This window comes from Rossellomorea sp. GQ25 (assembly GCF_059758515.1).
Genome location: NZ_JCAXEQ010000005.1, coordinates 348766 through 361114 on the forward strand (window position 1 = coordinate 348766; position 12349 = coordinate 361114).

A 12349-nucleotide genomic window follows, 5' to 3' on the forward strand; every position below is an offset into this window, starting at 1 on the left:
CTGTTAAAAGAGTACGCTCTTTTCAATCTGTTTCATTTCATAGAAGTAGCCTTTTTTCCTCATGAGCTCATCAAAACTTCCTGCTTCTACAACCTCTCCCTGATCCATGACAACGATTTGATCCATGTTTTCAAGACCAGTTAAACGATGACAGATCAGAATCAACGTGTCTCCACCGGCCACTGTATAAAGATGGTCAAAGATCTCTTTCTCCGTCAACGCATCAACCGAAGACGTCGGTTCATCCAGCATCCATAAGGGTGACCCCTTCAACAATGTCCTTGCAATCGCCAATCGCTGCTTTTCTCCTCCAGAAAGATTCTCTCCTTTTTCCAGTACAGTGTCCTCTAACGAAAAGTTGCGCAGCTTCACTTTTTCTAATGCCGATTCCATTTCCCCGTCTGTCAGTCCATCACGCACCAACATAAGATTATCCTTTATAGTACCGTAAAAGAAATGATTTTCTTGAAGAACCACATTGGCATGCTCCCACAACGACTCTTTATCCAAATCTTTCATGGAAGTATCGTTTACGAAAATAGATCCGTGATCCACTGAGTAAAAATTCAATAACAGTTGAAGCAATGTTGATTTCCCTGATCCCGAAGGTCCTACAATCGCTGTTTTCGAACCTGCAGGCAACTTAAGATCCACATCATCCAAAGCCTTTCTTTCCTCTCCCTCAAAGGAAAAGCTTACATTCTTCAAATGAAAGGACGGAGATTCCCCGCCAAGTTTCCCGCCAAATGAAGGTCCGTCCCTCTCAATGCTCTCTTCGGGAATGACAGAAGAGAGCCTGGACGCCGCTCTGCGGGAATCTTCATAGTGTGTAGGAAGGATTGCCATGGGGGTGGCGTTTTCGAATACGGTTAATGAGATCATGACAAGCATAGCAAGGTATATTCCATCCAGTTGACCTGATCCTACCGAATATGCTCCTACAGCTAAAACGATCCATGAAATAAGAAGCGAAACCAGGATATTGGTTGAATGACTAAAGAGGGAATGGATACCCTCACGTTCCTGTTCACTCACATAGCCTGTTGATGCATGAACAAGACTTCTCTCTTTATCCTCCAGTCTCTGATAGATTTTCAGGTCTCTGAATCCATGAAGAAATTCCGTTACCTCAGTAGACAAGTCCCCTCTTCTTTCTCTTAATGTTATTTCAATCTTTCTCTGTTTAAGAGCAAAATAGGCAGGGACGATGAATCCCGTCAGCAGAAGGCCCACGAGAAGAATCAATGCAACAGATACAGAATAAAACATCGTAAACAAAATCGTACTTAAGAACACCAACACCAGAATGATCGGCGGATAAAAGACCCTAAGAAAGAAATTCTGGAGGCTCTCTACGTCCCCGACAATTCTTGAGAGAAGATCTCCACTTCTGTATCGACCGAAAATCCCCGGCGCTAACGGTTCGATTGCTTCATAAATCGAGACTCGTAAATTAGCCAGAATCGTGAATGTAGCACGATGGGAAAAATAACGTTCAGCGTACCGGCTTAGCGCCTTTGTAAAACCGAATAGCTTCAATAGCGCAATCATCACCGTCAGTGCGTAAAGTGGTACTTCCAAAGCTGCTTTAGAAATTAAATAACCACTGGAAGCAAATAATCCGACAGAGGTCATTCCAGCCAGGAAGCCAAAAAGAATAGAATACACTATATCCTTCTTTTCCTTCATCATCAGCCTTAAGACAAATCCTAACTCTTTCATCATGTATTCACCCCTTGCTGTGCTGTCACCATCTCCTGATAGCGAGAAGAGGACATTATTAACTTCTCATGATTTCCTATGCCCGCTAATTCCCCATTTTCCATGAACAGAATTTGATCCGCTTCACGAATTGTATGCAGGCGGTGAGCCACTGTAATCACCGTTGAATACTTGGATAATTCCTGTATGGAGGTTTGAAGGATTCCCTCGGTTTTAAGATCCAATCCTGTTGTCGGTTCGTCGAAGAGAATAAGAGAAGGTTTTTTGAGAAAAGCCCTGGCTAAGGCAATACGCTGCTTTTCTCCTCCTGACAGCCCTCTCCCCGCTTCACCGATTAGTGTGTCATACCCTCTATCGAGACCTGCAATCATGTGTGAGATTCCTGCTTTTTCAGCAGCGTATTCAATCTCTTCCCGGGTAACTCCTTCTCTTCCTCCAACCGCAATATTCTCTGAGATTGTGCCTGAGAATAAATACGGATTCTGTGAAATATAACTCAGTTGATCAAACCAGTCGCTTTCCCTATATTCACTTCTCGAATGTCCATCAATCACGATGTCTCCTTCAGAGGGATCAAGAAGTCCTGCTAAAAGATGAAGAAGGGTTGTTTTCCCTGCTCCGCTGTGACCGACGATCGCCACTTGACTGCCGGGAGGGAAGACTGCCGAAATGGATTGAAGAACAAATCCCTTTTCCCCGTAGGAAAACCCGACATTACGCAATTCAATTGTGGCAGGAGTCCCAATTGATTCGAGTTCCTTCTCTCCCCAATGCACAGATCGATCTTTTTCTTTAAGCTCCTCCATGACTTTCTTTCCGGCCCCCATACTTCCTCGGCCAGTATGAAAGGCTTGCCCAAGTTCTTTTAGTGATAAATAGAATTCCGGGGCTAGCACAAGAACGAAGAAAGCGGTGAAGAATGAAATGCTTTCAAAGACGACTAATCTGAGCCCTACTTCAAGAGCAATCAGTCCAATACTTAACATGGAAATAAACTCTAGCATCAAGGAAGATAAGAAGGCAGTCTTTAACACTTCCATCGTGGCTTCACGAAAGTCAAGACTGGCAGAACGGATCCCTTCTTTCTGTTGCTCCCCTCTTCCAAGGAGCTTCAAGGTAGTCAATCCTTGCAGTGTATCGAGAAATCGTCCAGAAAAAGCCGTCAGCTTATCCATTTGCTTCTCGGATTTGTTTTTTGTCATCACTCCGATAATCGCCATAAACAAAGGAATGAATGGGGCCGTTATGACCATAATCAGACCGGTATAAATATGCTCAGTAAAAATAGTGATTAACAGTATCAACGGGACGATAGTCGTTTGAATTCTTTGGGGTACGTACTGACTGTAATACCCATCCAGCCCATCGACAGCATCCATCATCGTACTGACCTTTTGTCCAGACTGTCCTAGAAGGGATGCTTGCAGTGGATTTCTTGCCCACTTATTCAAGAGCCGCTTTCTCAAGTCGCTCTTTACCTTCGAAGCCATCCTGATTCCGGTTCGTCCATTCACATACGTGAGGGCTGCTCTCCCCACTAAAATAAGCAGCAATGCACCCAGAATTGGGAGAATGTCTTGAAATTCCTCTCCCTCTATAAACATTTTATCTACAATGCTAACCAGCAAGTAAGCTTGTCCAATTACGACTCCCCCCATTAATAGGGATGTTCCGTAAAGTGTCATCATGGATGATTTCTGCTGCTTAGCCATTCGATTCAGTTCTTTCATAATTTCTCTCAACTCCAAAAGTTAAAAGTTAGTGAAACATTTCACAAATCAATAACTCTATTATAGTAAACTTGTTCTCTTTATGCATCTTTTAGGATTGACCTTTTTGTGACAATTCCAGTTTCGTATCCAGTTCCAATCAATAAAAATAGAGAGGTACACCGCTAAGCGAATGACCTCTCTGTCTGAAAAGTTTATTTTTTCATGAGCACATCATATCTTCAATAAATCCTTCGTCACACGCTGGATAATCTCCGGAAGCAATGAGAAGGTGTAAGGTTTATACACTCTCTCTGTCCACTGATGGCCATCTTTTCCGTAAACTCCGATATTAATAGAAGGGATGTTCAGCTTTCTGATCATGTCGATTGGAATAGGGTACAACTGATCGATCAATGGAAGATTCTTTTTGAATACATCAATATCCTCGTCTTCTTCATGAAGAGAGAGAAAACTGCCATCTGCGAGATAAGGGAAAAACCGTTTAATGACAAATTCTTCGCCGGTTTCTTTTGCTATATCATTTAAGCATTTCCCTAACGCTTCTCTCACCCTCTTGCCATATTCATTTTCTTCATTCACAAAGTTATGAGGTAAAAATGGCGGTGCGAAGAAAATGATCACTCTTGGCGTTCGATCGGGATCCAGATGCTGCAGTGCTTCCACCATGGCATACGCAATCGTTCTTCTGTCTTCTCCCTCCATATCATAAAAGACCTTTTTCATGACAGGATCCGGATCAATTCCTCTTTCCTTCAGCCAGAAGATATACTCCCGTAACGTCAGCACTTCCACTTCCCATGAAAACTCCCTTTCCGGGAAACCATGATAGCTCCGGTATTGCTCAAACTGTCTTTTACTGCGTTCTTCCAGTTCACTCACTGCCTTTATTGCTGCCTTCTTCATATCGTAGAGCACTTCTCTGGCGGTTTTCTCGTATACAAAATAGTTGAAGTAAAGAGAAGCGCTAAGAGGGGTTTGAACATTATACGTATGCTTATCATCTTTGAAATACAGGCAAGATGGCGGCAGGGTGAATTCACCTGGTATATCCTCCAGATAATCCAGGTTCTGATTGATTTCAAGATTGATTTTGGAAGCAATCACAGTAGGATCGATGGATGTCAGCACATCCCCTACATGTGCTTCTCTTCCATATATATAAAAGCTTGGCAGGAGCTTTCCTGCAGCACCCGTGTAAATATATCGTATACAGTCCCCATCATAGATCGGAGAAATGAAATCGGTATTGATCGCTGCCAAATAGTCAAAGCCCTCTTTTTTCAAACGATAGAGATCACTTAATGCTGCAATCATTCCGGCATGTTCACTTTCTTCATCACCATTAAATAGGAAAAGTAAATGTCCATCTGGCGTTTCCTGTCCCGTATAGTACAAGAGATTCGCTATGTGTACGGCAATTCCGCTCTGCATATCCAATGCCCCTCTTCCAAACAGCCAGTTTCCAGAGAGGGCATCTTCTCTTACCTTTTCCTCTCCTTCATAGTCCATAAAGAACTTTTGAAGAAAGTCGGGATCATGAGCCATATCTTGAAGTGCCCCATAATCATCCGTCCCCACCGTATCATAATGGGCATGGAATAATACAGTTTTCGAAGACGTTCCTTTCACGAGAGCAATCACGTTTTTCCTTCCTGTAGGATCGTTCGGAACTTCTTGGAGCCAGACTCGATCAGGATGCTCCTGAAAATAAGGAAATGAAGAAATCATTTCATATATATACTGGGCTTTTTCACTTTCGCCAATTGTTCCATTATAGCTTTTCAGAGCGACTAAAGATCGTGTGATGAGTTCAATCTGCTCGGAGATTGATTTGTTTATTAATTGTGTATACACGTTAGTACCGCTCCTTTCCTTAAGAAATGTCAGCTTATGCGTGGTTAATCGTTTACTTACTGGGCATTATAGAGACTGATTCTTCTATAATTGATAACATCTTATCGAAAATGATATGGGTTTGGAAGGGATTTCAGGATTCTTTCTTAAAAAAATTTCATACCTTTCTATTGAAATCCGATCTAATACCGAATATTATAGAAGTTGCGCGTTTTTAATGTTCGTTTTATTGGAGGTATTACGATGTTTAAATTAAAGGAACACGGCACTAATCCTAAAACTGAAATACTGGCAGGGATTACAACATTTCTAACAATGGTTTACATTGTCGTTGTCAATCCCATTATATTAGCCGACGCAGGTGTGCCATTTGATCAAGTATTCTTAGCAACCATTATTTCAGCCGTAGCCGGCACGTTATGGATGGCCTTGTTCGCAAATTATCCAATTGCCATCGCACCAGGTATGGGATTGAATGCTTACTTTACGTACTCTGTAGTAGGTGCAAATGATGACATTTCTTATATCGTTGCATTTTCTGCCGTTTTTGTAGCAGGTATCATCTTTATCATTCTTTCATTAACACCATTCAGAAAAAAATTGATCGAAGCCATTCCACAAAATCTAAAGCACGGCATCACCGCAGGAATCGGGTTGTTCATTGCTTTTATCGGATTACGACTGACAGGACTTATCCAAGCTCACCCAACGAATTTAGTACAGCTGGGGGATCTTCATTCATCTTCAGCAATATTAGCTTTAATCGGATTGGCTGTTACCCTTATCCTCATGGTCTTACGTGTCCATGGTGCATTGTTTATCGGAATGATTGTCACTGGTCTCGTTGCCTTCTTCACAGGAGAATTATCATTTAAAGAAGGGTTTGTGGCTTTTCCACATCTTCCAGAAGGACTGATCGTATCAAATCCTCTTACAGCATTTGCCGATGTCTTTCAATACGGGTTATATGCAGTTGTGTTCTCATTCTTACTTGTAACTATCTTTGACACAACAGGAACGATGATCGGAGTGGCTCAACAAGCAGGTCTTATGAAAGGCAACACGATGCCAAGAGCACGTGAAGCACTACTGGCGGATTCCATTGCAACAACTGTAGGGGCGATGTTTGGGACAAGTCCTACGTCCGCTTATATTGAATCTTCAGCCGGTGTTTCCGCTGGAGGAAGAACAGGATTAACAACATTAACGGTTTCTATTCTGTTCATCGCTGCTGCATTCTTCGGTCCTCTTGTAAGTGCCGTATCAGGAATTTCAGCCATTACAGCTCCTGCCCTTATCATCGTAGGAAGCTTAATGATGGGGAGCATTTCTCATATTAAATGGGATCAGTTAGATGAAGCCTTCCCTGCATTTCTAATCATTCTTAGCATGCCGTTAACATCAAGCATCGCAACCGGGATAGCTCTCGGATTCATATCTTATCCATTATTAAAAGTAGTAAAAGGGCAATGGAAGCAGGTACACCCACTCGTGTATATCTTTGCCGTCCTGTTCTTCTATCAGCTGGCATTCCTTCCTCATTAACTCGATATAGATACTCGAAAGACCGTTCATAATGAACGGTCTTTTTGTGGTGCAAATTCAGCTGGTTGTGTCCATATTCTCTTGACGCTTTTTAGATTTTTGTCATCAAAAGTTAAACAATATATATCCGGCATTTCAAGCTTTCTCCAAAACCTGATATCATATTGAGGATCAAAGTAACTCATGATCAGAACCATGATATTACCGTGTGTTCCAATCGCAACGTTTTTCCCATTATATTCTTCAATGATCTTAAATATCCCTTGTACGCCCCTTTTTTGAGCGATGAGATTCGACTCTCCACCTTCTAAGGAAAAAGCAGGATCCTCCCACACCGATGAGATTGCCTCCTCAAAGTTTTGAACTGGTTTTCCAGAGAGTGTTCGTTCTCTCATTTCTTCATACAAATTGATTCCCTCACCAATATGGCGGGCTGTCCCTTCAACGGTTTCCACCGCCCTTTTATACGGACTGGAACATACTGCATCAATCTCTTCATTCTTTAATAATTCCGTTACATGCTCAGCATCCACTTTACCTTTGCCTGATAAGGGTCTGGTTAACTCCTCGGGGGTGTATTCCGAGTGAGCATGCCTCACTAGATACAGTTGTGTAATTGCCAACTTCTTTCACTCCTTTTTACTTTCCAGCCATAAAAATGAGCCGTCATGCAGAACAGCCACCCTTATTTCCACACCACGTCCAATTGACCAGCATAAAATGTTATCGCCTTTTTATAAGGTTCGATGGTGGAGTCTTGTGATGATTCTCCAATACATGTCAGGAGCAGCTCCATTGCTTGACTGTGTTCGTTCAAATTATAGAGGGTCATAGAATAAAAGACCGTCAACACTTTATTTTCAGGAAATCGTCCGATTCCTTTCTCGAACACCGATTTGCTTTTTTCATACTCTCCCAATGTCCGATATGTACTCCCTAATCCAAGATAGGCGCCTTGTAAATCTTTATCATCCAGTCCCAATTGAATCGAATTCTCGTAATAAGGAACGGCTTCGCTTTCGAGTCCCATTGCGTCATGGCTCCATGCACATTGGTAATGGAGAAAACCATTATCTGGTTCTTCCCCAATCAATCGCTTCCACCTTTCAATGGAAGCTGTGTATTCTCCCGACTCTCTCAATGCAATGGCTTCTTCTATTTTTCTATTCATTTGAAAGTCACCCATTTATTCGGGAATGAACTCCATCAACCAGGAATCATGGTGTTCGCCTTCATGAAGTTCATGCTCCCGTAGTATTCTCGCTTTACTATATCCACATTTCTCATAGCAACGGATCGCTCTGGTGTTCCAAGTCATGGGATCCACCACGAGGCGGTGGACCCCCTCTTTCTTGAGCAAGTACTCTACTACAGCTCGAATGAGTTTCGTCCCTACTCCCCTGTTCCAATATGTCGCTTCTCCGATGAATTGATCCGTACCGTAAATCACTTCATCTAAATTCGTGTAACCATATCGTATCATTGTTTCTTCATCAAGCTGATAATACTGGAGATAACCGATTTCATTCCCCTCATACTCAACCAGACAACCTAAGACGTCCCTCTCTGCCAGGAATCTCTCCTCCACCATCTGAAGAGTGAAGGGGCGGTCCCTCCCTTCATAAAACTCCAGTACCACTGGATCCTGCAACCACCTTGCCAACGTGTATTTATCCCCCTCCTCTAACCGACGGATATATAAATCCCCACTCCTGACATTCATACACACACCTCCCATAACTCTCCTCTTCCTCTATACATTCATCACATATCAAAAAAAACCCTTTTTTTATTTGAAGGACGGACCTGGGTCCATTCCTCTGTATGACAAGTTTGTGAATTTATTCACATTAATATATGTTAGGTTATATTTCAGACTAGAATAACAATGTATTTCGTGTTATCATTTGATTGTGAATTTCTTCACAATATCTCCACTCATATTCTTAAAGCTTTATTACTTTCTTTTAATCTGGCCATTGTTAGATTCATGGACCAATTTATTTACAAATAATTAGTGAATAGGTGATGACGTATGACAATCAAATGCACTAACAAAGTAGCTTTAATCGGTACAGGATTTGTAGGTTCAAGTTATGCCTTTGCTCTCTTGAATCAAGGAATCGCACATGAACTTGTGATGATTGATTTGAATAAGGAGAAAGCTGACGGAGACGCACGTGATTTAAATCATGGTCTTGCTTTCGCTTCCCCTATGAAAATATCTGCAGGAGATTACAGTGATTGTAAAGATGCTGACTTGGTCGTGATTACGGCAGGAGCGAACCAGCAGCCGGGTGAAACCCGTCTGGACCTGGTGGAAAAGAATGTGAAAATCTTTAAAAACATTGTAGACTCTGTCATGAATAGTGGATTCAACGGCATTTTCCTTGTGGCGACGAACCCTGTCGACATCTTAACGTATTCAACGTGGAAGTTTTCCGGTCTGCCGAAAGAAAGAGTCATCGGATCAGGAACGATCCTCGATACAGCAAGACTTCGTTACTTAGTCGGAGAGCATTTTGATATTGATACACGGAATATTCACGCCTATATTATGGGAGAACACGGAGATACTGAGTTTCCTGTTTGGAGCCACACGACTGTAGGCGCAAGTCATTTAAGTGAGTTGATTGATCTCCACCAGGATGACGTGCAGAAACAGCTCGATGATATATTCGTCAATGTAAGAGATGCAGCCTATCACATCATTGAACGGAAAGGCGCAACCTATTACGGCATAGCCATGGGTCTTGCCAGGATTACCAAAGCTATCTTTAACAATGAAAATAGCATTTTAACCGTTTCTGCTCTCCTTGATGGAGAATATGATCAGGAAGACATATACATCGGTGTCCCTGCCATTATTAATGGCGAGGGTATCAGAAAAGTCGTCGAGCTTCCCTTAAATGATAAAGAAAGAACCCAATTCGCTCACTCTGCAGAGATGCTGAAAAATGTGATGAAAAAAGCGATGGATTCTTGATTTACTCCCTTCGTTAAAATGAATAGACACGCACGCCCATTGGACCTCCTCATATGATAAAGAGAATTCTTTATGAGGAGGTTCTTCTATGTACGATCACAGACAACTATTCCCTGGTTTTCCTGGGGGAGGTAGCGGGTTCCCCGGCTTTCCTGGTGGAGGTCAAGGATCTGGCGGTGGCTTTCCAGGCATTCCAGGCTTTCCTGGTGGAGGACAAGGCACACCCAGCTCACCACCACCTACAGGCGGGCAAGGCGGACAAAATCAACCACCACCCGGACCACCACCGAACTTCCAACCACAAAAAACGGTAATGCAAGGAACACAAGGTGGACCAAGTGTCTTTGCAGTAGACCCGGGTGCCATCAGAAGATGTTTATTCCGCTACACGTATATTTGGTTAAGAAGAGATGCTTTTTGGTTTTATCCTGTCTTTGTTGGGCGCCGTTCCATTGCCGGGTGGAGATGGATCGGATTCACATGGGTATACTTCGGCATCGATTTAGATAAAATTGAATCCTTTACGTGCGTGTAGGTTTGCTCATGTATTCATATCCTTACTTTAGAACCGGTAACACTAATGGGACGATTACTGTAACTGGTGAGCATACACTTTATGTGGATCCCGATCAAGCCATTGTCTCTATCGGTGTTGTCACTAAAGATGAAGAACTTGAAGCGGCACAAAACCAGAACCAACAACAGTCCAGTCAAGTCGTACAATCACTATTAAATAACGGTGTGTTACAAAAAGATATCCAAACCTCCACCTATCAAGTATTCCCGCAATACAACTATGAGGACGGGAAACAAATTTTCACAGGATATGAGGTTCGTCAAGTATTTCGCGTTACCATTCAGGACATTGAAAAAGTGGGTACGATTATGGATGATGCCATTAAGAGTGGAGCGAACCGGGTAGAAAACATTCAATTTGTCAATTCAAATCCTAACGAACCCTATCAGTTAGCCCTTACTTCCGCATATCAAAAGGCATACCAAAAAGCACTCACATTATCGAGCCAATCGGGGCAGCAGCTCAATCCCCAGCCAAAATCCATTACAGAGCAATCAAGCCCAATGGTCACCCCCTTTGTAACAACTGGATTTGTGAAAGCCGCTGAAGAAAGTACAGCCGTCCAACCAGGACAAATCGACGTCACAGCCATCTTGACAGTAGAATATCAAACCCGATAAACAACAAACTGCCAAAGCAGATCAGTACTTTGGCAGTTTGAATAAAGTTGAGAGGGACGGACCTCTGATTCAGGTTATTGATTGTTTGTAAGGGATTACGGTGTCAGATTGAACTGAAAATGGATAATCTATCAAGAAATGTTACACTGGGTTGAATTTCAATGGTCATTGATCGAATTTGATAGAAATATTGCTGTTTTCAATCTATTTCTTCCATTTTCCACTTCATGGTAAGGTCTAGCCGGAACTGGCATCTCCCCTTTAAGGGTCGATTCAGACTAATTGCGTCATATTCCAACCTTATTGCGTCATTTTTAAATTTATTGCGTCGTTTTAAACCTTTATTGCGTCTTTTTACAAGTTAATTCAACCATCCCCGATTCCTGCCACTACCAACATATCTGCAAACGAATGAGCCCATCCCCAAAACGAATGAGCTCTTCCTTATCCATCAGTCTTGAGGTCCATGCTTTCCACTCTACTCACCCAGAGACTTCGATTTACGGCTGCATGCTTCCATAGCCGTTAAAATGGCTCCTTTAAAATTATTTTTCTCCAGAGCTGACACAGCTTCAATCGTTGCTCCTCCGGGTGAGCAAACGGCATCCTTCAGTTCTCCTGGATGAGTGCCCGTTTCAAGGACCATTTTGGCTGCTCCAAGTACAGCCTGTGAGGCGAACTGATAGGCCTGCTTGCGGGGAATGCCTTGCAGAACCGCTCCATCAGCCAGTGCTTCTATGAACATAAACACATACGCGGGAGAAGATCCGCTCACTGCCGGAATAGCATCCATCAAGCTTTCCTCTACCATTTCAGCCTTTCCGAAGCTTTCTAAAATGGCTTGAACATCTGCAAGATCTTCTTCGGTTACTTCATTATTTACACAATAGGCTGTCATACCTTCTCCTACAAGAGACGGGGTATTAGGCATGGTCCGGACGATTTTCATCGATTCAGAAAGCTGACTCTCCATCCAATCTATGGTGATGCCCGCTGCAATGGTAATGATGATGGCATCCTCTTTCAGGGAATCCTTTATCGATTCGATAATGTTCCGATATTGGTCAGGTTTCACTGATAAAAACACAATATCCGAAAAGGCTGCTACACTTATATTATCACTGGTAACCCCCACTCCAAATTCCCCTGCTACTTTATCCAGCGTATACTGAGTTCTGGCGCTGGCTTTAACCAAATGATCATCCACCAAACCGGATTTCAATATCCCTCCCATAATCGCTTGGGCCATATTTCCGCATCCTATAAATCCAATGGTTTTATCCATTTCTTCACCTCGTCAGTTTGTATGTAA

At 42.6% G+C, this 12349-nt stretch carries 11 protein-coding genes; 4 read left to right on the forward strand and 7 right to left on the reverse strand.

Annotated elements, in window-relative coordinates:
* Positions 1–3: 3 nt before the first annotated feature.
* From cydC to AC6CIB_RS17470, 3 genes are all read right to left on the reverse strand, one after another.
* Complete coding sequence (gene cydC, locus AC6CIB_RS17460) at positions 4–1722, reverse strand: thiol reductant ABC exporter subunit CydC (protein WP_498282897.1); 1719 nt, start codon at positions 1720–1722, stop codon at positions 4–6.
* Complete coding sequence (gene cydD, locus AC6CIB_RS17465; protein WP_498282801.1) at positions 1722–3452, reverse strand: thiol reductant ABC exporter subunit CydD; 1731 nt, start codon at positions 3450–3452, stop codon at positions 1722–1724. Before cydD ends, cydC begins: the two co-directional genes overlap by 1 nt.
* Positions 3453–3665: 213 nt before the next feature.
* Positions 3666–5309, reverse strand: coding sequence for a M20/M25/M40 family metallo-hydrolase (locus tag AC6CIB_RS17470; protein WP_498282803.1), 1644 nt, complete (start codon positions 5307–5309; stop codon positions 3666–3668).
* 243 nt (positions 5310–5552) lie between these two features.
* Here AC6CIB_RS17470 and AC6CIB_RS17475 point away from each other — a divergent pair, with 243 nt between their 5' ends.
* Positions 5553–6854 carry an NCS2 family permease gene (locus AC6CIB_RS17475; protein WP_498282805.1) on the forward strand — a complete coding sequence of 434 codons (1302 nt, stop codon included), beginning with the start codon at positions 5553–5555 and terminating at the stop codon, positions 6852–6854.
* A 26-nt stretch (positions 6855–6880) separates the two neighbouring features.
* Here AC6CIB_RS17475 and AC6CIB_RS17480 read toward each other — a convergent pair whose 3' ends face one another.
* The 3 genes from AC6CIB_RS17480 to AC6CIB_RS17490 all read right to left on the reverse strand — a co-directional run bounded on the left by AC6CIB_RS17480 (position 6881) and on the right by AC6CIB_RS17490 (position 8577).
* Positions 6881–7471: a histidine phosphatase family protein gene (locus tag AC6CIB_RS17480; RefSeq protein WP_498282899.1), complete on the reverse strand. Its 591-nt coding sequence runs from the start codon at positions 7469–7471 to the stop codon at positions 6881–6883.
* 68 nt (positions 7472–7539) lie between these two features.
* On the reverse strand, positions 7540–8025 hold the full coding sequence (locus AC6CIB_RS17485) for a tetratricopeptide repeat protein (RefSeq protein WP_498282807.1): 486 nt from the start codon (positions 8023–8025) through the stop codon (positions 7540–7542).
* Between the two features lie 15 nt (positions 8026–8040).
* Complete coding sequence (locus AC6CIB_RS17490; RefSeq protein WP_498282809.1) at positions 8041–8577, reverse strand: GNAT family N-acetyltransferase; 537 nt, start codon at positions 8575–8577, stop codon at positions 8041–8043.
* 312 nt (positions 8578–8889) lie between these two features.
* Between AC6CIB_RS17490 and AC6CIB_RS17495 the strand changes: the two genes are divergently transcribed.
* The 3 genes from AC6CIB_RS17495 (at position 8890) to AC6CIB_RS17505 (ending at position 11037) form a co-directional block, all read left to right on the forward strand.
* Positions 8890–9840 carry an L-lactate dehydrogenase gene (locus AC6CIB_RS17495; protein ID WP_498282811.1) on the forward strand — a complete coding sequence of 317 codons (951 nt, stop codon included), beginning with the start codon at positions 8890–8892 and terminating at the stop codon, positions 9838–9840.
* A gap of 88 nt (positions 9841–9928) precedes the next feature.
* Positions 9929–10375 carry a hypothetical protein gene (locus AC6CIB_RS17500; protein ID WP_498282813.1) on the forward strand — a complete coding sequence of 149 codons (447 nt, stop codon included), beginning with the start codon at positions 9929–9931 and terminating at the stop codon, positions 10373–10375.
* Between the two features lie 8 nt (positions 10376–10383).
* Positions 10384–11037, forward strand: coding sequence for an SIMPL domain-containing protein (locus AC6CIB_RS17505; RefSeq protein WP_498282815.1), 654 nt, complete (start codon positions 10384–10386; stop codon positions 11035–11037).
* Between the two features lie 478 nt (positions 11038–11515).
* On the opposite strand, the gene proC is transcribed toward AC6CIB_RS17505, so the two are convergent.
* Positions 11516–12322 (reverse strand): pyrroline-5-carboxylate reductase, encoded by an 807-nt coding sequence (gene proC, locus AC6CIB_RS17510; RefSeq protein WP_498282817.1) that lies wholly within the window; start codon positions 12320–12322, stop codon positions 11516–11518.
* Positions 12323–12349 lie beyond the last annotated feature (27 nt).

Bases quoted from the DNA above. Each gene is read 5' to 3' on its own strand.
- AC6CIB_RS17500 (WP_498282813.1), top strand. From the start codon at position 9,929: ATGTACGATCACAGACAACTATTCCCTGGTTTTCCTGGGGGAGGTAGC.
- AC6CIB_RS17475 (WP_498282805.1), top strand. From the start codon at position 5,553: ATGTTTAAATTAAAGGAACACGGCACTAATCCTAAAACTGAAATACTG.
- proC (WP_498282817.1), bottom strand. From the start codon at position 12,322: ATGGATAAAACCATTGGATTTATAGGATGCGGAAATATGGCCCAAGCG.
- AC6CIB_RS17490 (WP_498282809.1), bottom strand. From the start codon at position 8,577: ATGAATGTCAGGAGTGGGGATTTATATATCCGTCGGTTAGAGGAGGGG.
- cydD (WP_498282801.1), bottom strand. From the start codon at position 3,452: ATGAAAGAACTGAATCGAATGGCTAAGCAGCAGAAATCATCCATGATG.
- cydC (WP_498282897.1), bottom strand. From the start codon at position 1,722: ATGAAAGAGTTAGGATTTGTCTTAAGGCTGATGATGAAGGAAAAGAAG.
- AC6CIB_RS17495 (WP_498282811.1), top strand. From the start codon at position 8,890: ATGACAATCAAATGCACTAACAAAGTAGCTTTAATCGGTACAGGATTT.
- AC6CIB_RS17485 (WP_498282807.1), bottom strand. From the start codon at position 8,025: ATGAATAGAAAAATAGAAGAAGCCATTGCATTGAGAGAGTCGGGAGAA.
- AC6CIB_RS17505 (WP_498282815.1), top strand. From the start codon at position 10,384: ATGTATTCATATCCTTACTTTAGAACCGGTAACACTAATGGGACGATT.